This is a genomic window from Phycisphaerae bacterium, from assembly GCA_017999985.1.
Lineage (GTDB): Bacteria > Planctomycetota > Phycisphaerae > UBA1845 > Fen-1342 > JAGNKU01.
Genome location: JAGNKU010000011.1, coordinates 42,877 through 66,305, shown reverse-complemented (window position 1 = coordinate 66,305; position 23,429 = coordinate 42,877). Strand labels below are relative to the sequence as shown.

The following is a 23,429-nucleotide window of genomic DNA, read 5'->3' as shown; positions in this document are numbered from 1 at the left end:
GTGACACGATGGAAAGCAACGCCGCGTTGAGACGATGCCAGCCACCGGATGCACTCGACTATGGCGCGGCGTTTTGCATCCCGCTGCTGATCATCGCGGGCTTCTGCACGGTGAACACGCAACTCGTGCACTGGTTCCTGGCGCCGCTCTTTGCCTGCGGGGTGCTGGTGTCCGTGGATGCGGTGCGCTGGCTGCGCGCGCGGATGGACACGTATGATCCGAAAGGGCTGATCGGGCTGATCGGCGTGCATTTCTTCCTGGTGGCGCCGCTGCTGGTGGCGCACTACGATCCCGAGCGCGTCAACGACGTCTACGTGTCGGACTGGAAATTCTGGCTGGGGGCCATGGGCGGGCTCAACGCGGCGGGGCTTATCGGTTACCAGCTGGTACAGCGCTGGGCGGCGCGCGGGCCGGCGCGGAGCGGGAAGCGCCGCTGGGCGTTGAACCCGGACACCGCCAGCGTAGTGATCCTGGTGGTCCTGGTGCTGGCCATCGCGGCGCACGCGATTGTCCTGTCCCGCATGGGGGGATTGGCAGGCTACGTGACACGGCGGACGTACAGCGACGTACGGGTCGGAGCGGACACGCGCGGGCTGGGCCCGCTGATGGCGCTGGGGCGGTCGATCCCCATCCTGGTGGTCATTCTGCTGACGACTTGGCGTTACCGGCGCCTGCAGCGGTCGAGCAATCTGATCATGGTCAACACGCTGATGATCCTGGCGATCGCCGCGCAAGTATTCGTGGCCGGTTTGACCGGGAGTCGGGGGGCGACGGTGTGGCTGCTGTTCTGGACCGTGGGAATTGCGCATTTCTTCTGGCGCCGGATTCCGGTCGCCTGGGTGGTGATCGGCATGGTGCCGCTGCTGGCGTTCATGTACGTGTACTCGTTCTACAAGAACGTGGGCAGTCGCGTGCTAGAGCTGGCCGAGGGCAGGACGGCGCGCGTCAGCCTGGAATCGGAGACCCGGCGGACGTTCACCGGCATGCTGGTGGGAGACCTGAGCCGGGCGGACATTCAGGCGGGCGCCCTCAAGGTGCTCTACGATGGGCCGTGGAGCTACAGGCTGCGCTATGGCGCGACGTACCCGACCGCGATCGTGCCGCTGATTCCGCGCGCGCTGATGCCCGAGAAGTCCGAGTCGGGCAAGGTCATCGCCGGCACGGAGATGTTCACCGGGCCGGGCAGCTACGCCGAGCTGGGCCGCATCCTATACTTCGGTGGCGGCCGGCGCATGACCAGCGTCTACGGGCTGGCCGGCGAGGCGATGCTGAACTTCGGCGCGCTGGGCGTGGTGCCGGCGTTCGCGATCTTCGGATTCATCACCGGACGCGCGCGGCGGCGGATCCTGAGCTACTCGGTCGGCGACGCGCGCCTGCTCACGGCGCCCTTCGTGAGCATGGCCCTGCTGCTGTTGCTGACGCACGATCTGGACAACCTGGCCCAGCAGGCCCTGTTTAACTGGGTCGTGCCCGCGACGATTCTGTTCTTCGTGTCAACGAAGATTCCGCAGCGCGCTGCGGCCCCCTGGCCGGCGGTCCCGGGGGTTGTGCCGAGCTCGGCCTAGGCCCGTGCAGCCGGCGTTGCGCCGCCGGTGGCGGGTCGATCACCGCACGTGAGCTCTCGGATGCGGATCGTCTACTTCGACTTCACGAACAACTTCGGCGGGGCGCCGCAGAGCATGCTCTACCTGGCCGGGCAGCTGGCGCGCGAGCACGCGGTGCACGTGGTCGACGTGTACGGGCGTTGCAGCGCCTACCAGGACGCGGTGCGCGCCGCCGGGCTGCCGTACCACGTACTGCTGCCGGACGCCCGCTGGACCTACATCGGTCAGGCGGGGTTGCGGCGGTTGTGGGCCTTCGCCCGGCAGTTGCCCGAACTGCTGCGCCTGCGGGCCCGCGCCGTGCGGGCGATTCGGGGGATCGACCCCGACGTGCTGTGGGTGATGAATGAGAAGTCGCTGACCGTTGTCGGCACGAGCCCCGGCCTTCGCCGGTACCCGATCGTGCTGTTCGTGCGCGGCTGGGGTACGCCCAACCAGGTCAGTCGCTGGCTGCGGTGGCTCATGCGGCGCCGGACCGCGGCGGTGGTGGCGGTGTCGACGGCCACGCGCGCCCAGCTCGCCAGCGTCGGCGTGCCGGACCACAAGCTGCATCTCGGCTCCTCGTCGATCGACGTCGACAAGGTCAGCCGCCGAGCCCACGAACCTCTATCGCTGGAGTTGCCGGCCGGCGACCGGCAACCGAAGATCCTGCTGGTCGCCGCCCGGCCGGAGCGGGCCAAAGGACACCTGACGGCCGTGCGGGCGCTGGCGCGCCTTAAGGCGGGGGGCTACGATCCGGCGCTGTGGATTCCCGGCAAACCGGCGGTCGGCGCCGACGACCGCTTTGTCCGGGAGCTGCAGCAGCTGGCTGCGGAGCTGGGCGTCGCGGACAACGTGTACTTCCTCGGGTGGGTGGAGAACATGCCAGCCCTGCTCCAGGCGTGCGATGTCGCGATACTCCCGTCGCACACGGAGGGGCTGCCGCGTTCGATTCTGGAGGCGATGGTCGTGCGCAAACCGGTCATTGCGACCCCTGTCGGGGGCGTCGGCGACTGTATCGTGGATGGTCGCACCGGGCTACTCTTTCCGGTGGACGACGATGTCGCGCTGGCGGACCGCCTCCGCCGCATATGGGAGAACCGCGCGCAGACCGCGGAGATGGTGGCGAGTGCGTACGCGCATGTGCGTGAGAACTTCGATCCCGAGCGATACGTGCGCCGCGTGGCGCGCGTGTTTGGCGCCGTCGCGCGCCGGAGGCCATGAGTGGTGAGCGAGTCGCGCACGGAGCTCGATGCGACCGCCGGCGCGCCGTGCGTAAGCATCACCAGCGCGTTCTACAACACGGGGCCGCCGCTGCTGGACATGATCAAGTCCATCCTGGCGCAGACGTTCACCGATTGGGAGCTGGTCTTGGTGGACGACGGGTCGACGGATGGCAGCCTGGAGCTGGCCCGGTCGGTCGTCGATCCGCGCATCCGCGTCTACTCGAACGGCACGAATCGCGGGCGGTCGTACAGCCTGAACCGTCTGACCGCCCTCGCCCGCGGCCGGTTCATCGCGCGGATGGACTCGGACGACCTGTCCGCTCCGACCCGGATCGAGCGGCAACTGGCGTTCCTGGCGCAGCACCCGGAAGTGGATGTGGTTGGCGCCGGCATGGTCTATATCAGCCGCGACGGCGCGCCGATGGGGCAGCGCCACGTCCCGCCGACCCACGCCGAAATCTGCCGCACGCCGTTTCGCACGTTCGGCATCTCGCATGGCTCCATCCTGGCGCGGCGGGCGTGGCTGGAGCGTTTCCGGTATGACGAGTCGATCAACCTGGCGGTGGACTCGAACCTGTTTCTGCGTGCGCACCTGGAGACGACATTCGCCAACGTGCCGGAGCCGCTGTACTACTACCGGTTCGAGCCCTCGTTTCGGCTCAGCAAGCAACTGGCCACGCGGCGCATCTGCGCGCGTTATTTCTTTGACCACTGCCGCAGGGCCGGGCGGCTGGATCGGGCGTTCTGGTACGCGGGCGTGCAATATGCCAAGGCGGCAATCACCGTAGGTATGTTCTACACCGGCCTGCAGCGCCGCCTGTTGGCGCATCGCTTTGACCCGCTGACCGCCGCGGAACGCGCGGCCCACGTTCGCGCGCTGGAGCAAATCCGCAATCAGCCGGTCGCGCTGGGTGTCCGTCCGGCGGGCGCGCCGGCCGGCTAGCGGCGCGGCCATACGCATGAAGGGAGCAGTCATGCTGAAAGGAAAACGGGTCCTCGTCACCGGCGCCGGTGGCTTCATCGGCTCGCACCTGGTCGAGGCGCTGTTGGCCCGCGGGGCCGCCGTCCGGGCGTTCGTGAAGTACAACGGGCGCAGCGACATTGGCATGCTGGCGGACCTGCCGCGGGCGGCGCAGGAGAGTCTGGAGATCGTGTTCGGCAACATCTCCGACCCGTTCTCCGTGCGCGCGGCGGTGCGCGGTTGCGACGCGGTATTTCACCTGGCCGCGTTGATCGGCATCCCCTACAGCTACGTCGCGCCGGCGGACTACGTCGCGGTGAACGTGCAGGGCACGCTGAACGTGCTGCAGGCGTGCCGGGACGAGCGCACGCCGCGCGTTGTGCACACGTCCACGAGCGAGGCCTACGGCACCGCGCAGTACGTGCCGATCGACGAGGCCCACCCGCTGCAGGGCCAATCGCCGTACTCGGCGAGCAAGATTGCGGCGGACAAGCTGGCGGAGTCGTACTTCCGCAGCTTCGATCTGCCGGTGGTGACCGTGCGGCCGTTCAACACGTTCGGGCCGCGGCAGTCGGCGCGGGCGTTCATCCCGACCGTGATCAGCCAGGCGTTGAGCGGTGACCACCTGCGCATGGGTGCGCTCGACCCCGTCCGGGATATGACCTTCGTGAAGGACACGGCGGAGGGCTTCATCACGGTCGGCCTGTCGGACAAGGCGGTCGGCGAGGTCGTGAACCTGGGTGTCGGCAGCGGCGAGACGATCGGGACGATCGCGCGGACGATCCTGCGGATGATCGGCAAGCCGGAGATGCCCATCGAGCAGGACCCGGCCCGCGTGCGGCCAGCGAAGAGCGAGGTACTGCGGCTGATCAGCAACAACCAGCGGGCCCGCGAATGGTGCGGCTGGACGCCGCGCTACACGCTCGAACAGGGCCTGGCGGAGACGGTGGCGTGGGTGCGGCAGAACCTGGACCGGTATCGCCCCGGTGTGTACGCCGTATAGCTGCGAGGTGCAAGCACGATGGCTGGTGTGGAGATTAAGGACGTCCGCGCGGTGATCCTGGCGGGCGGTAAGGGCACGCGGCTGAAGCCGTACACGACCTGTTTTCCCAAGCCGCTGATGCCGATTGGCGAGATGCCGATCATCGAGGTGGTATTGCGGCAGCTCCGCTCGTGCGGGTTTCGCAAGATCACGATCTCGGTGAATCACCTGGCCGAGCTGATCCAGACATTCTGCGGCGACGGCGCGAAGTGGGGGCTCGACATCACGTACTGCATGGAAGACAAGCCGCTCGGCACCGCCGGCTCGATCAGCCTGGTCGCGGACCCGACCGACCCGCTGCTGCTGATGAACGGTGACCTGCTGACCACCATCGACTACGCCGAGATGGTGCAAAGTCACGTGCGGTCCGGGGCATGCGCCACGATCGGCGTGTTCGACCGCGAGGTGCGGATCGACTTCGGCGTGCTCAACATGGATGCACGGGGTGACCTGATCACATACACGGAGAAACCGCGGCTGCACTACGCGGTGAGCATGGGTGTGAATGTGCTCAGCCGGGGAGCGCTGGCGTTCATCCCGCGCGGCGGGTACCTCGATATTCCGACGCTCATGATGAACATCAAGGCGGCCGGTAAGCGGGTCAGCACGTTCCGCAGCGAGTGCGAATGGCTCGACATCGGGCGGCCCGATGACTACGAGCAGGCGATCGAGGAATTCGAGCGGTCGAAGGCGAAGTACCTGCGGGAGCCGGCCTGATGCCTGGGCGCGTGCTGGTGACCGGGGCGGCGGGCTTCCTGGGGCGGCACCTGTGCAGCTATCTCCAAACCACGAACCCCGGGCTGCACCTCGCCGGCACGGACGCCATGGCGGGGGCGGCAGCGCCTTGCCGCGAGTTTCACGTCGTCGATCTGACGGATGCGGAGGCCGTGGCGCGTCTGGTGCACGAAGTCTCGCCGGACTGCGTGATCCATCTGGCGGGCACGTTTGGCACGGGCCAGCCGCTGGACATTTATCGTGTGAACGTGCTGTCGATCGTGGCGTTGCTGGAGGCAGTCCGCCGGCACGTTCCGCGAGCCACGGTCGTCGCGACGGGCTCGGCCGCCGAATACGGTCGCGTGCCGCCCGAGTGCCTGCCGGTCACGGAGACGTGTGCGTGCGTGCCGGTCACGCCGTACGGGCAGAGCAAGCTGGCCGCCACCCAGATCGCGCTCCTGTACCACCGGATGCACAGCCTGGCGGTGGTGGTCGTCCGGCCGTTTCAGTTGCTGGGCCCGGGCGTCACGACACGCTTGGCGCCGGGGGCGTTTGCAGAGCAGCTGCGCCAGGCGCTGGCGGAGGGACGACGTGTGATCCAGGTGGGTAACCTGGAAAGCCAGCGGGATTTCCTCGATGTCCACGACGCGGCGGCGGGGGTGTGGGCCTTGTGCCGGCGGCCGGCGCCGGGGGAGGTGTTCAATTTGTGCTCCGGCCGACCGACCCGGATGGCGGAACTGCTGCAAACGATGATCCGCGTCTCCGGTGCCGACGTGCAGGTCGAGATAGATCCCGGTCGGCTGCGTGGGGCCGCAGACGTGGCGGCGGTGTATGGCAGCTTCGAGAAGTTGCGCCGTCACTGCGGCTGGGAGCCGCGTTGCGGTCTGGAAGAGAGCGTGCGGGCGATGCTGGCCTGAGACCTGAGGCACGGAAGCGAATATGGGTGACACGTCTGACCGACCGCGCATGGCGATTCTGGCCACGGTGCCGCTGACGATTCGCGCGTTCTATCGCCAGCCGCTCGCGGCACTGGCGGAGGCGGGGATCGACGTGACCGTGATGTGCGCCGGGCGGGCCGGGGACGTTGCCCCGCTGCCGCCCGGGGTTCGGTTTCATCCGATGGACTTCACGCGCACGACCAATCCGCTGCGGGATTTGCGGGCCGTGTGGCGGCTGTTCTGTGTGTTGCGGCGCGAGCGGTTTGACCTGGTACAGTACAGCACGCCCAAGGCGGCGCTACTGGGGACGCTGGCGGCGCGCGCGGCACGCGTGCCGGTGCGCATCTACCTCATGTGGGGCCTGTATTACGAGGGGCAGCAGGGCTGGCGGCGCAAGATCTGGATCTGGTTCGAGAAATTGCTCTGTTTCCTCAACACGCACGTAGTCATGAACTCGTTGGAAAACCTGGAAGTCGTGGTGCGAAGCGGGATCGTGCCGCGCGCCAAGTCGGCGGTGATCCGCCATGGCAGCCCGTGCGGCGTGGACCTGAGCGAGTTTGACGCGGCCCGCTGGGCACATTGTCGCCCCGCATTGCGGCAGCAACTGAACATCCCCGCCGAGTCCGTCGTGATCGGCCTGTTCGGGCGGCTGACTGGCGACAAGGGTGTGAATGAGCTGGTGGGCGCCTTCGTGTTGCTGGCCCGGCGCCACCCGGGCCTCATCCTGCTGGTCGTCGGGCCGCGCGACGAAGAGAAAGACCGGCCGCAGCCGGAAACGCTGGCGACGCTGAGCAGCCACCCGCAGATCCGCAATCTCGGTTGGCAGGACGTGCTGCTTCCGTGCTTCGCGACGATCGACATCTTCTGCCTGCCCAGCTATCGCGAGGGCCTGCCCCAGGCGGTGCTCGAAGCGCAGGCGATGTGCCTCCCCGTTGTGTGCACCGACATCATGGGCTGTCGCGACGCCGCCGTGCATGGCGAAACGGCGTTTCTGGTTGCGCCGCGTAGCACGACGGCGCTGCTGGAACCGCTGGAGCGGCTGATCACCGATCCGGATCTGCGGGCGACGATGGGCCGCAACGGGCGACGGCGGATCGAAGCGCTGTTTGACGCGCGCGACGTGGTCCGCGAGATGGTGGCCCACCGGCTGGGCCTGTTGGCGGAGGCGCGGAAACACCGGCGATGACCGCGAAGGCACCCAACCCGCCGGTCCTGACGGACAGGCCGCTGCGCCTGTGCGTGATGACGACGGTCGGCAGCTCGATCCAGGTTTTGTATGCGGGACGCCTCGAGTATTTCCAGTCGCACGGGTTTGACATCACGGTTGTGTGCGCACCGTCCGAGCTGGATGCGGCGATCCGCGCGCGCGGCGTGCAGTTGCACACGTTGCCCCTGACCCGTGCCATCACGGTGGGGGCGGATTTGCGAGCGCTGTGGGGCTTGTGCCGGTTCTTGCGGCGCGCGCGGTTTGACCTGGTTGAAGTCGGCACGCCGAAAGCCGCACTCATCGGCACGCTGGCCGGGCGGCTGGCGCGCGTCCCGTGCGTGATCAATCTGGTGCACGGGCTGGCGTACGAGGGGCGCAGCGGGCTTGAAGCCCGCATCGTGCGGTTCTCGACAGCGCTGCCGTGCCGGCTGGCGCATCACACCATCGGGGTTTCGCCATCGGTGTGCGCGGCGGCCGAGCGGGACGGCGTGTGCGCACGCGGGCGGATGCACATCATCGGGCGCGGAAGCTGCAACGGCGTGAACTGCCGGCGGTTCACGCCGGAGCACCGGCGGCATGGCCGCGAGATTCGGGCACGCCATGACATCCCGGCGGACGCGGTCGTGGTGGGCTACCTGGGGCGGATGACCCGCGACAAGGGTATCGTGGAACTGGCAACGTCGTTTCGCGTGCTACAGGCGCGCATCCCCGGGCTCATGTTGTTGCTGGTGGGCGGCTACGAGGAGCGTGATCGGCCGCCGGCCGAAGTCGTCGAGTTCCTGGCGACCTGTCCGGCGGTGCGGCACGTCCCGTGGCAGGCGGACCCGGTGCCGTACTACGGCGCGTTCGACATGGTAGTGCTGCCGAGTCATCGCGAGGGGTTGCCGGGCGTGCTGCTGGAGGCCGCGGCGCTGGGGCTGCCGGCGATCTCGACGGATGCGACCGGTTGCCGCGACGCGCTGGTGGATGGCGAGACCGGCATCCAGGTCCCCGTCGGCGATGCGGAGCGATTGGCGGCGGCCATCGAGCGGCTGGCGATGGACGGCGAGTTGCGGCGCCGGCTGGGGGTGGGTGGCCGGGATTGGGTCGTACAGCATTTTGACCAGGAGCGTGTGTGGCGCGCGTATGCCGAAGAATATCGGCGGCTGCACGCGGCAACGCAGCGCGGGCGGGTTCGTGCGGGCGGGGTGTGGAGTCGCGGATAGCGGCGCCGGCCAAGCTTGCGGCGGACCGTCGGCGGCTGCAAGATGGGCGCGGAGACGGCGTTGACGGCGCGTCGTTGAGCCGGACGGTCTGCCGTTGTGAGGGCGTCGAATCATGAGCCAGACGGAACTGACGCGACGCGACGTGCTACGGGCGGCGGGTGCCGGCGGCCTGGCGCTGGCGCTGCCGGCGTGGGCGTGGGCGGACCAGCCCGAGCGTCGCCGGCCGAACATCCTGTACATCATGACAGATGATCATGCGGCGCACGCGCTGAGCTGCTATGGCAGCCGCATCAACCAGACGCCGCACATGGACCGGATCGCGCGCGAGGGGATGCGGTTCGCGAACTGCTTCTGCACGAACGGGATTTGCGCGCCCAGCCGGGCGACAATCCTGACGGGCAAGTACAGCCACCGCAATGGCATCCTCGATAATCGGCAGGAGTTCGACGGTGGGCAGACAACGTTTCCGAAACTGCTGCAGCAGGCCGGGTACGAGACGGCGCTGATCGGGAAATGGCACCTGAAGACCGATCCGACGGGGTTCGATTACTGGGACATTCTGCCGGGGCAGGGCATCTACCACGATCCGGATTTCATTTCGCCGGAAGGGCGAAAGAAGCACAGCGGCTACGCGACGGACATCACGACGGACAAGTGCGTGCAGTGGCTGGCGGGGCGCGGGCGGGAGCGGCCGTTTGCGCTGCTGTGCCAGCACAAGGCGCCGCACCGGCCGTGGGAGCCGGACGCGAAGCATGCGCGGCTTTACGAGGGCGTGGACATTCCCGAGCCGGTGACATTCAACGACGACTACGCGACGCGGTGCGACGCGGCCCGGCAGCAGGCGATGACGATCGAACGCCATTTGAAGGAGAAGGACGTCAAGGGCGCGCCGCCTGACGGGCTCACCAGGGCGGCGCGGAAGAGCTGGTACTATCAGCGCTATATCAAGGACTACCTGCGCTGCGTGGCGTCGGTGGACGACAACATCGGGCGGCTGTTGGACTATCTCGACAAGAACGACCTCACAGAGAATACGATCGTCATCTACACGTCGGACCAGGGCTTCTTCCTCGGTGACCATGGCTGGTATGACAAGCGCTTCATGTACGAGGAGGCGCTGCGGATGCCGCTGCTGGTGCGCTATCCACGGGCGATCAAGCCCGGAAGCGTGAACGAGGACCTCGTGCTGAACATCGACTTCGCGCCGACGTTTCTGGATTGCGCGGGGGTCAAGCCGCCGGCGGAAATGCAGGGCGTCTCGTTCCAGCCGCTGCTGAGCGGGCAGCGGCCGGCGGACTGGCGCACGTCGATGTACTACCGCTACTACGAGAATGGCCACGGCGAGCACCAGGTGTTGCCGCATTACGGCGTGCGCACCCGGCGTCACAAACTCATTCACTTCCTGGGCGGCCTGGATGCGTGGGAGCTTTACGATCTGGAGAAGGACCCGCACGAGCTGCATAACGTCTATGCCGAGCCGGCCTACGCGTCGACCGTGCAGGAGCTGAAGGCGGAGCTGGCGCGGCTGCAGAAGCAATATGGCGATACGGAGGAGGCGACGAGCCAGCCGACGACGGCGCCGTGATGGCCATGGCGAGGGCGGGGCGGACCGCACCGGGGCTGTGAGCCACCTATGGTTCCGGCCGGTGCGTGTGTTGCGGCCAGTCGCGGGTGGCGGCAATCACATCCGCGAGAGCGCCGAAGCGAAACTCCCGCAGCATCCGATCGACGCGCCCCGGGAAGCGGTGGCGCCCGGGCCGCTGGTGCAGCCAGAGTTTCCACGAAACCGGGTAGCCCAAGTGGCTCAGTTCGTGCGGCGCGTACTCGTACGGATGCATGTAGATCGTGGCCGGTTGCCGTCGGGCGTTGAGCTGCACGACGCCGCGCCGCAGGAACCAGTAAGGGAACAGGCGGAAGTAGCCGCCGCCGCCGACCGGGACGCGACGGCCGGCGAATTCGTAGACGGCGACCGGGAATTCGTAGAGCGTGTGTCCCGCCGGCGTGTGGAGCTGGTGCGGGTAGCGCGGCGCGCCGTCAATGCCGTAGCGTGGCATCTGTTTGGGGAAGATGGATGAATCGTAGCGGTAGCCCGCCTCGACGAGCACGTCGAGGGCCCAGAGCGTCCGGCGGGTGATCGTGAAGGCCGGCGCGCGGTAGCCATACACTGCGGCCCCGGTGATGTCTTCGAGCAACTTCTTGGACCGTTCGACCGACTGCCGGAACTGCGCCGGGGTCTGGGTATGAACGAGCTCGTGCCCCCAGCCGTGGCTCTGGATCTCGTGCCCGGCGGCCTGGATCTCGCGCACCAGGTCGGGGGCCTTGTCGGCTGCCAGCCCCAGGACGAAGAACGTGCCGCGGACAGACCGCGCGGCGAACGCCGCCAGCAGCTTCCGCGTGTTGGCCCGGAAGCAATCGGTCAGTGGAAGCGTCGGGTCCATCACGGATTGCGGCCAGTCCTCGACATCGACCGTGACGGCGTTGAGCACACGTGTGTCGAGGCTGTCTGCGCTTGCGCGGGTCATGACGCGTCGACGTCCGCCACGTAGATGTTGGAAGGGCGGCCGTGGCTGGTGATCTCGCCGGCCAGGACGAAGCCATGCTTGCGGTAGTAGGCGTTCGCGCGTTCGAGGTGCGCGCCGACCATCACCTTGAAGCGCGCGACGCCGCGGGCGCGGAATTCCGCGCGGAGGGCGTCCAGCAGGGCGGTCGCGAGGCCGCTGCCGCGCGCTTCGGCCGCGACGACGATCGACAGCAGCTCCGCCTGCGGGTATTTGCCCTCGACTCTGGCGGGATAACGCAGCGTGTGCAGGATTCGCCGCAGCATCCGGATGCTGAAGAGGTGTCGCAGGCTGGCGACGCCGAAGGCGAGCCAGTGACGGCGCAGGATGCGCCGATACATCCGTCGGACGTCGATCACGCCGGACACGAAGCCGGCGACGCACCCGCGCGCGTCCACGCCGACGAAAATAAACGCGTCCTCACTTGCGTTCAGGGCCGCATAGACGCGGGCCAGCACCCGAGGCCCCAACTCGGGGAGCACGCCGTACGGAATGCACTCCGCGTGGTAAGTTGCGACGGCCTCGGCCTCCGCGGGCTGCATTCGTCGCACGGTGTAGGCCGCGCACGGTGCTGCCGGCGCGTGAGACGGATCGGATTGTGGGCTGCGCAACTCAGGCATGCCGCGCCACCTGCTGTGCCATAGCGCGCCCGATTATAGTTGCGCGCGGGGGGGATCACCACGCCGGCGCCGGCCACGACGATTCCTTATAATCCGTTGTATCGGCCGGGCTACGGTACGAAACGGCGTGGCCCGCCTTGGCGCGGCTACTCGCACCCGGCCGACGGTAGTAGGATGGGCTCCCAAGCGGATGTCAGGGGAGCACTATGCGACGGTACTTCGACAACGCGGCGACCAGCTATCCGAAGCCGCCGGAGGTGACCGCGGCGGTGCTGGACTACCTTGAGCGCGTCCACGCCAGCGCGGGGCGCGGAGCCTATCGCGAGGCGCTCGAGTCCCGCCGAATGCTGGACGACTGCCGCACGGCGCTCCGGACACTGTTTCACGCCCGACCCGCCGATCAGGTGATCTTCGCGCTCAATGGGACGGATGCGCTGCACCTCGCGCTGCGGGGCATCGTCCGGCCGGGAGATCACGTGGTCACCACCTGCCTGGACCACAATTCCGTCCTGCGGCCGCTGAGCGCGCTCGAAACACAGCTTGGGGTCCGCTGGACGGCGGTCGCGGTCGATCCGGACACGACCCGCCTCGACCCCGCGCGGTTGGCCAGCGCCCTACACGACGACACCCGGCTCGTCGTCGTCAATCACGCCAGCAACGTCACCGGCGTACTGCAGCCCCTCGAAGACATCGCGGCCGTGTGTCGGGCGCGGAGGGTGCTGCTGCTGGTGGATGCCGCCCAGTCGGCTGGGCACGTGCCGATCGATTTCGAACGCCTCGGGCTGGATCTCCTGGCCTGCCCCGGACACAAGGGCCTGCTCGGCCCGCTCGGGACGGGCGTGCTGCTGATCCGCGCGGGCGTGGCGGACCAGATGAGCACTGTCCGCGAAGGCGGGACGGGGTCGGAAAGCGAGCTGCCAGTGCAGCCCGCCGTGTTGCCCGATCGGTTCGAGGCGGGCAGCCACAACGCACCCGGTCTGGCGGGCCTGTTGGCGGCCGTGCGGTGGATTGAAGGGCGTGGCCTCAGTGCGTTGCGGGAGCATGAATTGGCGCTGAGTCGCCGGCTGGCAGAGCGGCTGGATGGCATTCCAGGGCTGCGGTGGTTTGGGCCGCGGGCGGTCGAGCAACGGGTGGGCGTATTCAGCGTGCGACTGGCGGGGCTGGCCCCGGTGGAGCTGTCGGCCACACTGGAAGAGCACTTCGGCATACTGACCCGCAGTGGGCTGCATTGTGCTCCGTGGGCGCACCGGACCATCGGTACGCTCGCGGACGGCGGTACGACCCGGCTTTCGCTGGGGCCGCTGCTGACGCCGGCGGACGTGGATGCGGCGGCGGCGGCGCTCGCTGCCATCGCGCACCGCACCGGCGCCAGCGCGCCGGCCGCGGCGTTTGGCTAACGCCCAGTCGGCGTGCGTGTCCTGCCGAAATGGCGCGGGCAGCCCGGCTCCGGACCCCGCGCCGGCGCGCGGGAATCGCCGGGCGCCGCGGTGGACAAAGCCGCCGCCGTGGCGCATATATGTATCGTCATGGTGGCGATCGGCCGTGGCGCGGCCTTATAGTACGTTCGTGAGAGAGACATGCCGCTGCGCGCGAGCGTCATTCAGGAAGGGAGGCGTGCCTTGGCACAGATCAGGCTTGCCATAGCCGGAGTCGGAAACTGTGCGAGTTCGCTCCTGCAAGGGCTCGAGTACTACAAGTCCCGGGACCTCACCGAGACGGCGGGGCTGGTGCATCCGGAGCTGGGCGGGTACCGGCTGAACGATATCCAGGTCGTGGCCGCGTTTGATATCGACCGGCGGAAGGTCGGCCGCCCACTGGAGGAGGCAATCTTCGCGCCGCCCAACTGCACCAAGGTCTTTCAGCGTGAGTTGCCATCGTATGGCGTGCGGGTCCAGATGGGGCCGGTGCTGGACGGGGTGGCCGACCACATGCGCGAGTATCCGGAGGACATGGCGTTTAGGGCGGCCGACGCGGCCCCGTGTGACGTGGCCGAGGTGCTCCGCGATTCCGGGGCGCAGGTGCTGGTGTGCTACATGCCGGTCGGCTCGGAGGACGCGGTCCGGCACTACGCGCAGGCGTGCCTGGATGCGGGCGTGGCGATGGTGAACTGCGAGCCCGTGTTCATTGCCTCGCACCCGGAGTGGGCGGCCCAGTTCCGGGCGCGCAACCTGCCGGTGATCGGCGACGACATCAAGAGCCAGTTCGGGGCCACGATCGTCCATCGCATGCTGGCCCGCCTGATGGGTGACCGCGGCGTCCGGCTGGACCGCACGTATCAGCTCAACACGGGCGGCAATACCGATTTTCTGAACATGCTGGACCAGTCGCGGCTGCGCTCGAAGCGCATCTCGAAGACCGAGTCCGTCCAGTCGCAACTGGACGTGCCACTGGCCGACGCCAACATCCACATCGGGCCGTCCGACTTCGTGCCCTGGCAGCGGGACAACAAGGTCTGTTTCATGCGGCTGGAGTATCGCGGCTTCGGCGACGTGCCGGCGAATATCGAGCTGCGCCTGAGCGTCGAGGACTCGCCCAACAGCGCGGGCATGGCGATTGACTGCATCCGCTGCGCGAAGCTGGCCCTGGACCGCGGCGTCGGTGGCCCGCTGCTGGAGATTTCGGCGTTCACGATGAAGCACCCGCCGCAGCAGTTCCGCGATTCCGAGGCGCGCCTGGCGCTGGAGCGGTGGATCGCCGGGCAGTAGGGCATGCCCGGTGGTGCGTAGTAGGCCTCGCGACCAGCACGGCGGGCGCCCGAGCTTGCCGGGGGGGGCCGCGGGTTGGCCCATGCGTTCAAACCTGCGTGGCCGGATCATCTTCACCCGACAACTGTCCAAGGGGCCAACAGCCCGTGCCGGGTCGTGGCGATTGCGGCGCGCGAGGCAGCGGTAACTCCGCCCCGGAATGTCGGTTGCGCCCGTGCGCGCCGCGGGGCCGCGCGAAAGTTGAATTTCGCGCGCCGGAATCGCCGATCTGTTGGGTATACTTAGTGTGTGACAGGGCTCAACGGATCAGCCCCTGCGTTGTGCGATAAGGAAGAAACCGTTTGCTCGAACCGTTAAGCTGAACCCTGGGAGGCCATGACGACTTCCCCCCGACGGAGGCGCCTTGAGCGTTGGGTCGGGGCAGCGCGGGCCACCCACCTTGACCAAGGGTTCAAGCAAACCTCTTCCACCGGCAACAGCGGAGGTTGGCTCCGACCACGCGACGGACCACCGCCCGATCGGCTGTGCGGTCCGTCGCATTTTTGTAGGCACCTTCAGCGACAGGGGGGCGTCCGCCGGTCGCTGCGCCACGCGCGCGGTTGCATTGGCCGCATTCTGAGGCATACTTCTGGTTAGAGATGCGTCTCGCGCGTCGCAGGGCCCGGGTGTTGTGCGCAGTTCCATCTGCACGCTGGGGGCTTGGAGGATCGCCGCCATGAGAACTGCTCTGATCATCGCGGGCAGTCTGTCGCTGGCGACTTTCGCCCTGGCGGACGTGCGAATCTTTGTGACCCCCGCACAGGCCGGTCACGGGCTCACCGATCCGACTCTTGCCTTCACGCCGACACTCAGCACCGTGCTGCCGAGCGGTGAGGACATCAATGCGTACGATTTTTACTATTACGCGTGCCACAGCTATCCGCCGGTGGACGCGCCGTCCGGCACGACCGCAGACCCGATCAGGTTGGTGGACGGAGACTTCGGCTACGTCTGGCTCCAGTTCCGGGGCGAGCCCAAGTCCAGCAAAATCAACGGCTTGCAGATCACGATCCGCGAAGTCGGCCAGTCCGAGCCGGCCGCGGATATTGCGACGTGCTGGTATGTGCTCAACGGTGGCTTTCGCAAGCGATGGGACGGGGCCGCGACGCCGCCAAGTTATCCGGAATGGCACAACAACCCGCAGACCCTGGCGTGTACGCGCGCGTATGGCATCGTGAACAGCGGCGATGACGCGCACATGCTGTTCGATCACCAGACCGACGGGCCCTATTATTCGGGGGTCACGTTGCTCGGTAGCGTGTATGACCTGCCCGCGATGATCAAGTATGAGATCCTCATCACGGAGATCTCGTACGCGAGCGGGGAGGCGCCCGAAGTTTCGGGGGGCGTCTTCTGGCGCTTCGTGCCCGAGCCGACGAGCCTGATGTTGCTGGTGCTGGCGGGGCTTGTGATTCGGCGGCGGTGATTCAGCTCGGCGTACGCAGGGGCTCCGTCAGCGAGCTGGGGCTCAATGGGAGCATAGCTTCATCGAGCGGAGCGCTGATCCACGGCTTGGTTGCGCCAGACCGTGCCGCCCGAACGCTACGGCAGTTCAGATACGAATTCGCGCAGGGCGGTGGCGAAGGTGGCGGGCTGCTCGATGGGCGTCAAGTGTCCCGCACCCGGGATGACGACGTAACGGGAGCCTGGAATCATGGCGTGCATGGCCTGCATGCCGTCCGGTGGGGTGATCGTGTCGGCGGCGCCCGCGATGACGAGTGTCGGGCAGTCGATCTGCGGCAACGTACTGAACGACTCGCGGCGGCCGGCGAGGGCGCGGCTGGCGGCCGCGACTCCCGCCGGTGGCGTACGGGCGATGCGGGCGCGCCACTCGGAGCGCAATCCGGCCGGGGCTGCAGGGGCGAAAAGATCGCCGATCATGGCGTCGGCCGCGACCTGGCTGCCGTCGCGGAGCACGGACTGTGCCAGCGCCGCGCGGCGCGCGATGCCTTCCGGGGTCTCAGCGTTCGCTCGGCAATTCGCGAGCACGAGGGCACGCAGGCGGGCGCGCTGTTGCCGGAAGAACTCCAGCGCGATGACCCCGCCCATGGAGAGGCCGACGGGCACGACCGGTCGAGTCTCGCTGATGGCATCCAATAACGCTGCCAGGTCGTCCGCAAACTGCGTGATGGTTACTTCCGGCGAGACGGCACTGCGGCCGTGACCGCGGAGGTCGGGCAGGATGCACCGCCAGCGGTCGCGCAGTTGGTCCGCCACGGGCAGCCACATTTCGTGCGACAGTGGAAAGCCGTGGATGAACAGAATCGGCGGGCCATCGCCGAGGACTTGGCAGTGCAGAACACCATCACCGATCACAAACTGCATGGCGCTGTGATGCTCGCGGCCGGACGGGCCAGACGCCCGTACCACCCAGGTGGATGAGCGGCGGGACGCCCATGCCACATCCACGGGCGGGAGGCCCACACCACCCACGCCCGTGACACCCTGGCTTGCTACGGCGCGCTCGTCAGTAGCGCGACGAACGGGTTGATGTCGCGGAAGCTGACAACCCCGTCGCCGTTGATATCGGCGTTCAGGATATTACAGTCCGGGTACAGCGTGGCGTATGTCTCCGGGTTGGCGAGCGCCAGAACGAACGGGTTGATGTCGCCGAAGTTCACTACGCCGTCGCAGTTCAGGTCGCCGAGCGTGATTGGCGGCTGCGCGTAGAACACGACCACACAGGGCTGGCCGGAATAGCCGATGACCAGATCAGGCCAGCGGTCGCCGTTGATGTCGCCGAACGCGAGGGCGGTGCCGACGGGGCTGGCGTCGTACGACCACGTGGGGGCGCTATCCAACGCGCCGTTGCGGTTCAGGTAGATGTTCGTCATGCCGTTGGAGAAATGCACCTCGGCCAGGTCGGGGTCGCCGTCGCGATTGACGTCGCAGAAGCGCAGGTCGCTGTGGCCGAAGTACGCCGCCGTCGAATTCCACACCGGCGTCAGGCTGCCGGCCGTGTTGCCGTAGAGCAGCGTCGGGCTGTGTCCGAGGGCCAGGTCCGGCCAGCCGTTCTTGTCCACGTCGGCCCAGGCCACGCCTTTGTCGGTGTCGGTGTTGCCCGTGGTCCAGCCGGGCGTCGTCTGCAGCACGCCGTTCAGGTTCTTGTAGATGCCGCTCTGGAAATTCGCCCATTTCGAGACGGCCAGATCTTCCCAGCCATCACCGTTGTAGTCCGCGAAGGCGAGGAAATTCTGAATCGACGTCTCGGCGGACTGCCAGCCGGGCACCGTCGGCAGGGTGCCGTTGTTGTTGATGAAGCCGTACATCGGGCGGTACGGGTCGCTCGGGTTGTTGCCCTGGTTGGCTGTGAAGACGTCAAGGTCGTTGTCGTGGTCGAAATCAAACAGGATTGCGTAGTTGTTCCACGCGGCACCGGGTTCCTGGCTGCTCCAGCCGGGTGACGTGCTGGGACCTGTCGCGCTGCCCCAGTAGATCACGGACGGCGACATCGAAGAGCCGCCGTTGGCCGAGAAGATGTCGGGGTAGCCGTCGCCGTTGATGTCGCCCACCTGGACGTCGCCGGTGGAGACTTCGTCCGTGGAGACCCAGGACGCGTTGGCCTCGAGCTGGCCGCCGGTGTTGTAGTAGATCAGGTTTTCCCAGTCCGTGTACGGCGGGTAGCTGTTCGAGATGTAACAGCCAACGATGACGTCCGGCCAGCCGTCGTTGTTCACGTCGGCGACCTGCAATCCGCCGACCTGCCGCCGAATGGTATTCTGCCAGTCGGGCGCGGTGCCGTAGTACACGTCGTCGCCGCGCATGGTGACGGTCCCGTCCGTCGGGTCGGGACGTAGCAGCACCACTTCCTGCCCGTCATCGGAGATCTCCAACCGCGTTTCCTGGGCCAGAGTGGCACTGGGTAGCCAAGCGACTGAGACGATGACGAGTGTGATCGTGATCCGGTGCCGCATGTTCTGCCCTCCAAGAGCGCGTGGCGCTGCCACGCCGGCCAACTGACCGCATTATAGCGAAAGCCGCGGCCCAAACGAAGCCCTATCCGCGCATTGTGCGTGGCGAGCCCGGCGGCCGGCGGTTACGATCTTCCGGCTGGACGACACAGGAGGCGCGTGGAATGTCCGAGCCGATTCGTGTTCTCCGCGGGCGTGCGTTGTGCCCGGCGGTCTGCCTGAGCGTGGTCTTTCTGCTGTTGATCGGCTGCGTGACGCCGAGCCCCTATGGTCGGCCGGGGACGCCGGTTCCGCGGCTGGGTGATGAGATCGTCGTCTGCGGCCAGCTTGTGCACACGGGGGCGCCGGTGGTGCTCTGGATGGACCCCGGCGGCTACGACGCATACCGCGCCGAGTGCAAGTTCACGCCGGAGCGCGAAAAGCCCAGCCGGCCGGTCAGCGAGTCTCCGATTCGCTACGGCACGTTCCGGCGCCACCTGCCCGACGACGTCGCCGAGCGCGTGCGGACGGAGGGCTGGAGCCTGCCGCTGTTGCAGCAGCACGTGGACCAGTTCGTGCTGCACTACGACGCGTGCGGCACGTCGCGGCGCTGCTTCGAGGTGCTGCATGATCTGCGCGGGCTCAGCGTGCATTTCATGCTCGATCTCGACGGCACGATCTACCAGACGCTCGATGTGAAGGAGCGGGCCTGGCACGCCGGCACAGCGAATGATCGCAGCGTGGGCATCGAGATCGCGAACATCGGAGCCTATGGGGACATGCGCACGCTGGACAAGTGGTACGCGCGGGATGCGCTGGGGGGCGTGCACGTGACGTTGCCCGAGTCGATGACGGTAAGTGGCATCCGCACGCCGGACTTCGTCGCCCGTCCGGCGCGGAACGCGGTCCAGGTCGGCGAAGTGAACGGCGGTTGGCTGTATCAGTATGATTTTACCGATGCGCAGTACGAGTCGCTGATCAAGCTGACGGCGACGCTGTGCCGCGTGCTGCCGCGGATCAAGCCGGACTATCCGCGGGACGCGAACGGCCGCCTGCGCACGTCGGAGCTGACGGCAGAAGAGATGGCCGCGTTCAGCGGGCTGCTGGGCCATCTGCACGTTACGAGCGGCAAAGTGGACCCCGGGCCGGCGTTCGACTGGGAGCGCCTGCTCACCGGCACGCGGCGCCTGTTGCGTTGAGCATAGCCGGCGGCGCGCACCGATGAGAACCGGGTTGGGCTGACCGACCGAAGGTCAGTCCGCCAGAAGCAGATCGCCGAGAGGAGAGGCCGGCTTTCCGAGAGGAAGGTGTCCAGATGCGTTATCGCAGACTTGGTCGGGCCGGAGTCAAGCTGTCAGAGATCGGGCTGGGAAGCTGGCTGACGTACGGTTTTGGCGTCGCGGACGATGCGGCCCGGCAGTGCATCCGCCGTGCGTTCGAGCTGGGTGTCAATTTCTTCGACACGGCGGACGTCTATCATCGCGGCGCCGCGGAACAGGTTCTAGGGCGCGAGCTGCGCGACCTTCCGCGGCGCGATCTCGTGATCGCGACCAAGTGTTTCTTCCCGATGAGCGAGGGCGTCAACGACCGGGGCCTGTCGCGGAAGCACATCTGCGAGAGCCTGCACGCTTCGCTGACGCGGCTGCAGACCGACTACGTTGACCTCTATCAGTGCCATCGCTTCGATCCCGACGTCGAGCTGGATGAGGTCGTGCGGGCCATGGACGACCTGATCCGGCAGGGCAAGATGCTGTATTGGGGTGTCAGTGAATGGCCGGCGGACGCGATTCGCCGGGCGTGTGAGATCGCGGCACAGATGCACGCAGCGCCGCCGGTGTCGAACCAGCCCGAATACAGCCTTGCCGCCCGACGGGTGGAGACCAACGGCGTGCAGGCGGCTTGCAGCGAACTCGGCCTGGGGATGGTCGTCTGGAGCCCGCTGAAGCAGGGCGTGCTGACCGGCAAGTACTCCGGCGGCAAGGTCCCGCGCGACAGCCGGGCCGCCAGCCGCGAGATGAGCATGTTTCTGAAGTCGGTCGACCGCGACCTGGCGGACCGGGTGGATCGCCTGCGGCCGATTGCGGCGCGGGTGGGCGTCTCGCTGGCGCAGCTCGCGCTGGCGTGGCTGCTCCAGCGGGATGCTGTCACGAGCGTGATCATCGGTGCGACGCGGGTGGAACAGGTTGACGAGAACTGCCAGGCCGTGGGGATCGAGCTGGCAAAGTCGGAATTCGCCGCCATGGATGAGATCTTCCCGGCGCGCGAGTGGCAGTAAGCGCCGCGGGCGCTGAGGGCGCCGCGTGCAGGCCGTGTTTCGGATACCATGCGGCGTCCGCCGGGCGGCGTGTGGGCGCTGCACGACGGGGCTGATGCAGGGATAACGCCATGCTACGAAAGGTCCGCGCGTGTGCGGGAGTCGTCGGGCTCGTGTTCTGCGCTGGTTGTGCTGCCACGCGCTCGTTGCCGGTGAGTGTCTACACGGACAAGTTGGAGGGGGCGTGGGTCGGGCAGATGGTCGGCGTCTGCTACGGCGGGCCGTACGAGTTTCGCTCGGTGGGGAAGATCGATGAGGGCGAGTACCGGGCTTGGCAGCCGGAGTATATCGTCGCCGCGCTGGAGCAGGACGATTTGTACGTCGAGATGACGTGGCTGGCCTGCCTGGAGGATCACGGGCTGGACGTGACGTGTGCGGATGCCGGTGCCGCGTTCGCCGCCACGCAGTATCCGCTCTGGCACGCGAACGAGGCCGGTCGCGAGAATGTCCGTCGCGGGATTCAGCCGCCGGCGAGCGGGCATCCCGATCATAACCCGCACGCGAATGACATCGACTACCAGATCGAGGCGGATCTCATCGGCATTGTGTGCCCCGGCCTGCCGCAGGAAGCCAACCGGCTCGGCGACGTGTTCGGGCACATGATGAACTATGGCGACGGCTGGTACGGTGGCCTGTTCATGCAGGGCATGTATTGTGCCGCGTACTTCGAGAACCGCGACGTCGTGAAGGTGATCGAGGCGGGGCTGGCGTGCATTCCCGCCGAGAGCCGCTACGCGGGCTGCATTCGCGACGTGCTGACGTGGTGGCGCGAGACTCCGCACGACTGGCGGGCTACTTGGCGGAAGATCGAGGCGAAGTACAACGACGATCGCGATTGCGTGCCCGGCAAGGCGTTCAACATCAATGCGCATCTCAATGGCGCTTACATTGTGATGGGGCTGCTGTACGGCGGCGACGATTTCTGGCGGGTGTGCGAGATCGCGACGCGCTGCGGGCAGGATTCGGACTGCAATCCGTCGTCGGCCGCCGGTGTGTGGGGTTGCATGCACGGCCTGGCCGGCATTCCAGCCGAGGCGCACGCCGGGCTGCCGCAGTTGGGCGACCGCAAGTTCGCGCACACGCGCTACAGCTACGGCGAACTCCGCGCGACGTGCCGCCGGGTGACGGAGCAGATCATCCGTCGGGCCGGCGGCAAGGTCTCGCCGACGGAGTTCCGCATCCCGGTGCAGCCGCCGAAGCCGGCCCCGCTGGAGCAATGGGCCGGTCCGCCGGTGAAAGCGGTCTGAGTGCGCCCAACGCACCCATCCCTCCCAAGGCGGGGCAGGGGGAGGGTTGAGGCGATCGGCATCGTACCCCCTCCCTGTGCTTCCCCTGAGCGGGGGAGGAGTTCAGGTGAAAGTGCCGCCCGCGCCGCGCTCCGCGTGTAGAATCTGTGCGATAGGAGAATCCCATGAGACGCTTCGGGCTGATTGCAGCGCTCTTGTGCCTCGCTCATGCGGCCGGCGCGCAGACCACCGCGGACGACCCCAACAGCACCATGCAGGAGATTGATGAATGCGGCGTGCTGGTGGCGGGCATGGGGTGCGTGCTGTTCGAAGGCGCTGGCGGCCAGTACGTCATCCCGGATGCGGGCGATTTCAACTTTGGCGACGCGGTGCGCGTGGTTGGCACGCTGGATACGAACTGCATGACGATCTGCGGCGACGCCGACGGGTGCATTCGTGGTGCCGTGCTGTACGATCCGGCGGTGCTGCCGTGCGGGACGGACCTGCCGAACTTCCCGGGTGACTTGATCAGCGGCTTATGCACCGCAGCCAGTTCCGTGCTGCTCGCGCTCACGCTGGTGGGGCTGTGGAGTGCGCGCCAACGGGCGCACGCGCCGGGCGCGCGCTAGTTCCGGGGCGCACGCGGTCGGCGCCGCAGATTTTCGGCCGCGCGCGAACTTTCCGTCAGCGGCGCGCGACGTGAAGGGTGGAGCGCGCGATTCGTGGACGACGCCCTCACACGCTTGGAAGCTCTCTACCGTGACGTGGGGCCGGGGTTGCTCGCGTACCTGCGCCGGCGCTTCGGCGATCATCATGCCGCGGAGGACCTGCTGCAGGAGACGTTTTTGCAGGCGAGTCGGCGGATGGAATGGCTCGCGGAGGCGGTTTCGCCGCGTGCCTGGCTCTTCGCGATTGCCCGCAACGTGGCGCTGACCGCGCAACGCCGCCGCCGACCGATGCAACGGTTGCCGGCGGATGTGGCAACGCGCGGGCAGCCCGTCGACGCGCGGCTCGAGCACGTGCGGCGCGCGATCGCGGAGCTGCCCGACATGTTTCGAGAGACGCTGGAATTGCGTTTGCGCGACGAGTTGTCGTACGAAGAGATCGCCGATGTCCTGCAGATTCCAATCGGCACGGTGCGGTCGCGGCTGCACCACGCGCTGCGGCGCTTGCGCGTCGCCGTGCTGGACGCGGATGTATGAGG

At 67.5% G+C, this 23,429-nt stretch carries 21 protein-coding genes; 17 read left to right on the top strand and 4 right to left on the bottom strand.

Translation table 11 applies throughout. The annotated features are described in order from the left end of the window. The first annotated feature begins 8 nt into the window (after positions 1 to 8). From KA383_14925 to KA383_14885, 9 genes are all read left to right on the top strand, one after another. The gene (locus KA383_14925; GenBank protein ID MBP7747409.1) at positions 9 to 1,565 is read left to right on the top strand and encodes a hypothetical protein; all 1,557 of its coding nucleotides are present in this window, start codon (positions 9 to 11) and stop codon (positions 1,563 to 1,565) included. 60 nt (positions 1,566 to 1,625) lie between these two features. After that, positions 1,626 to 2,804 (top strand): glycosyltransferase family 4 protein, encoded by a 1,179-nt coding sequence (locus KA383_14920; protein MBP7747408.1) that lies wholly within the window; start codon positions 1,626 to 1,628, stop codon positions 2,802 to 2,804. 3 nt (positions 2,805 to 2,807) lie between these two features. Beyond that, positions 2,808 to 3,749 carry a glycosyltransferase gene (locus KA383_14915; GenBank protein MBP7747407.1) on the top strand — a complete coding sequence of 314 codons (942 nt, stop codon included), beginning with the start codon at positions 2,808 to 2,810 and terminating at the stop codon, positions 3,747 to 3,749. 31 nt (positions 3,750 to 3,780) lie between these two features. Beyond that, complete coding sequence (locus KA383_14910) at positions 3,781 to 4,770, top strand: SDR family NAD(P)-dependent oxidoreductase (GenBank protein MBP7747406.1); 990 nt, start codon at positions 3,781 to 3,783, stop codon at positions 4,768 to 4,770. A gap of 18 nt (positions 4,771 to 4,788) precedes the next feature. Next, on the top strand, positions 4,789 to 5,526 hold the full coding sequence (locus tag KA383_14905; GenBank protein ID MBP7747405.1) for an NTP transferase domain-containing protein: 738 nt from the start codon (positions 4,789 to 4,791) through the stop codon (positions 5,524 to 5,526). Then, positions 5,526 to 6,440: an NAD-dependent epimerase/dehydratase family protein gene (locus KA383_14900; GenBank protein MBP7747404.1), complete on the top strand. Its 915-nt coding sequence runs from the start codon at positions 5,526 to 5,528 to the stop codon at positions 6,438 to 6,440. Before KA383_14905 ends, KA383_14900 begins: the two co-directional genes overlap by 1 nt. 22 nt (positions 6,441 to 6,462) lie before the next feature. Next, on the top strand, positions 6,463 to 7,647 hold the full coding sequence (locus tag KA383_14895) for a glycosyltransferase family 4 protein (GenBank protein MBP7747403.1): 1,185 nt from the start codon (positions 6,463 to 6,465) through the stop codon (positions 7,645 to 7,647). After that, on the top strand, positions 7,644 to 8,873 hold the full coding sequence (locus KA383_14890) for a glycosyltransferase family 4 protein (protein ID MBP7747402.1): 1,230 nt from the start codon (positions 7,644 to 7,646) through the stop codon (positions 8,871 to 8,873). The genes KA383_14895 and KA383_14890 overlap by 4 nt, the downstream gene beginning before the upstream one ends. A gap of 112 nt (positions 8,874 to 8,985) precedes the next feature. Further along, complete coding sequence (locus KA383_14885) at positions 8,986 to 10,458, top strand: sulfatase (GenBank protein ID MBP7747401.1); 1,473 nt, start codon at positions 8,986 to 8,988, stop codon at positions 10,456 to 10,458. A gap of 46 nt (positions 10,459 to 10,504) precedes the next feature. Here KA383_14885 and KA383_14880 read toward each other — a convergent pair whose 3' ends face one another. Next, the gene (locus KA383_14880; protein MBP7747400.1) at positions 10,505 to 11,395 is read right to left on the bottom strand and encodes a DUF3473 domain-containing protein; all 891 of its coding nucleotides are present in this window, start codon (positions 11,393 to 11,395) and stop codon (positions 10,505 to 10,507) included. Next, a complete protein-coding gene (locus tag KA383_14875) occupies positions 11,392 to 11,889 on the bottom strand; it encodes a GNAT family N-acetyltransferase (GenBank protein ID MBP7747399.1) in 498 nt (165 codons plus the stop codon). The genes KA383_14880 and KA383_14875 overlap by 4 nt, the downstream gene beginning before the upstream one ends. Positions 11,890 to 12,257: 368 nt before the next feature. Between KA383_14875 and KA383_14870 the strand changes: the two genes are divergently transcribed. From KA383_14870 to KA383_14860, 3 genes are all read left to right on the top strand, one after another. Next, complete coding sequence (locus tag KA383_14870) at positions 12,258 to 13,448, top strand: aminotransferase class V-fold PLP-dependent enzyme (GenBank protein ID MBP7747398.1); 1,191 nt, start codon at positions 12,258 to 12,260, stop codon at positions 13,446 to 13,448. Positions 13,449 to 13,670: 222 nt separating this feature from the next. Then, positions 13,671 to 14,756, top strand: a complete 1,086-nt coding sequence (locus KA383_14865; protein MBP7747397.1) for an inositol-3-phosphate synthase — start codon at positions 13,671 to 13,673, stop codon at positions 14,754 to 14,756. Between the two features lie 715 nt (positions 14,757 to 15,471). After that, positions 15,472 to 16,221 carry a PEP-CTERM sorting domain-containing protein gene (locus KA383_14860; protein ID MBP7747396.1) on the top strand — a complete coding sequence of 250 codons (750 nt, stop codon included), beginning with the start codon at positions 15,472 to 15,474 and terminating at the stop codon, positions 16,219 to 16,221. 116 nt (positions 16,222 to 16,337) lie between these two features. On the opposite strand, the gene KA383_14855 is transcribed toward KA383_14860, so the two are convergent. Further along, complete coding sequence (locus KA383_14855) at positions 16,338 to 17,120, bottom strand: alpha/beta fold hydrolase (GenBank protein MBP7747395.1); 783 nt, start codon at positions 17,118 to 17,120, stop codon at positions 16,338 to 16,340. A gap of 128 nt (positions 17,121 to 17,248) precedes the next feature. Beyond that, on the bottom strand, positions 17,249 to 18,709 hold the full coding sequence (locus tag KA383_14850; protein ID MBP7747394.1) for a VCBS repeat-containing protein: 1,461 nt from the start codon (positions 18,707 to 18,709) through the stop codon (positions 17,249 to 17,251). 161 nt (positions 18,710 to 18,870) lie between these two features. Between KA383_14850 and KA383_14845 the strand changes: the two genes are divergently transcribed. The 5 genes from KA383_14845 to KA383_14825 all read left to right on the top strand — a co-directional run bounded on the left by KA383_14845 (position 18,871) and on the right by KA383_14825 (position 23,427). Then, entirely contained in the window at positions 18,871 to 19,884 is a 1,014-nt protein-coding gene (locus tag KA383_14845; protein MBP7747393.1) for an N-acetylmuramoyl-L-alanine amidase, read from the top strand. Positions 19,885 to 20,000: 116 nt separating this feature from the next. After that, positions 20,001 to 20,960: an aldo/keto reductase family protein gene (locus KA383_14840; protein MBP7747392.1), complete on the top strand. Its 960-nt coding sequence runs from the start codon at positions 20,001 to 20,003 to the stop codon at positions 20,958 to 20,960. A 110-nt stretch (positions 20,961 to 21,070) separates the two neighbouring features. Continuing rightward, positions 21,071 to 22,246, top strand: coding sequence for an ADP-ribosylglycohydrolase family protein (locus tag KA383_14835; GenBank protein ID MBP7747391.1), 1,176 nt, complete (start codon positions 21,071 to 21,073; stop codon positions 22,244 to 22,246). 164 nt (positions 22,247 to 22,410) lie between these two features. Then, on the top strand, positions 22,411 to 22,854 hold the full coding sequence (locus tag KA383_14830) for a hypothetical protein (GenBank protein ID MBP7747390.1): 444 nt from the start codon (positions 22,411 to 22,413) through the stop codon (positions 22,852 to 22,854). Between the two features lie 93 nt (positions 22,855 to 22,947). Then, on the top strand, positions 22,948 to 23,427 hold the full coding sequence (locus tag KA383_14825; GenBank protein MBP7747389.1) for a sigma-70 family RNA polymerase sigma factor: 480 nt from the start codon (positions 22,948 to 22,950) through the stop codon (positions 23,425 to 23,427). The last annotated feature ends 2 nt before the right edge of the window (positions 23,428 to 23,429 follow it).

Bases quoted from the DNA above. Each gene is read 5' to 3' on its own strand.
- KA383_14925 (MBP7747409.1), top strand. From the start codon at position 9: ATGGAAAGCAACGCCGCGTTGAGACGATGCCAGCCACCGGATGCACTC.
- KA383_14920 (MBP7747408.1), top strand. From the start codon at position 1,626: ATGCGGATCGTCTACTTCGACTTCACGAACAACTTCGGCGGGGCGCCG.
- KA383_14910 (MBP7747406.1), top strand. From the start codon at position 3,781: ATGCTGAAAGGAAAACGGGTCCTCGTCACCGGCGCCGGTGGCTTCATC.
- KA383_14905 (MBP7747405.1), top strand. From the start codon at position 4,789: ATGGCTGGTGTGGAGATTAAGGACGTCCGCGCGGTGATCCTGGCGGGC.
- KA383_14900 (MBP7747404.1), top strand. From the start codon at position 5,526: ATGCCTGGGCGCGTGCTGGTGACCGGGGCGGCGGGCTTCCTGGGGCGG.
- KA383_14895 (MBP7747403.1), top strand. From the start codon at position 6,463: ATGGGTGACACGTCTGACCGACCGCGCATGGCGATTCTGGCCACGGTG.
- KA383_14890 (MBP7747402.1), top strand. From the start codon at position 7,644: ATGACCGCGAAGGCACCCAACCCGCCGGTCCTGACGGACAGGCCGCTG.
- KA383_14885 (MBP7747401.1), top strand. From the start codon at position 8,986: ATGAGCCAGACGGAACTGACGCGACGCGACGTGCTACGGGCGGCGGGT.
- KA383_14880 (MBP7747400.1), bottom strand. From the start codon at position 11,395: ATGACCCGCGCAAGCGCAGACAGCCTCGACACACGTGTGCTCAACGCC.
- KA383_14870 (MBP7747398.1), top strand. From the start codon at position 12,258: ATGCGACGGTACTTCGACAACGCGGCGACCAGCTATCCGAAGCCGCCG.
- KA383_14860 (MBP7747396.1), top strand. From the start codon at position 15,472: ATGAGAACTGCTCTGATCATCGCGGGCAGTCTGTCGCTGGCGACTTTC.
- KA383_14855 (MBP7747395.1), bottom strand. From the start codon at position 17,120: ATGCAGTTTGTGATCGGTGATGGTGTTCTGCACTGCCAAGTCCTCGGC.
- KA383_14850 (MBP7747394.1), bottom strand. From the start codon at position 18,709: ATGCGGCACCGGATCACGATCACACTCGTCATCGTCTCAGTCGCTTGG.
- KA383_14845 (MBP7747393.1), top strand. From the start codon at position 18,871: ATGTCCGAGCCGATTCGTGTTCTCCGCGGGCGTGCGTTGTGCCCGGCG.
- KA383_14840 (MBP7747392.1), top strand. From the start codon at position 20,001: ATGCGTTATCGCAGACTTGGTCGGGCCGGAGTCAAGCTGTCAGAGATC.
- KA383_14835 (MBP7747391.1), top strand. From the start codon at position 21,071: ATGCTACGAAAGGTCCGCGCGTGTGCGGGAGTCGTCGGGCTCGTGTTC.
- KA383_14830 (MBP7747390.1), top strand. From the start codon at position 22,411: ATGAGACGCTTCGGGCTGATTGCAGCGCTCTTGTGCCTCGCTCATGCG.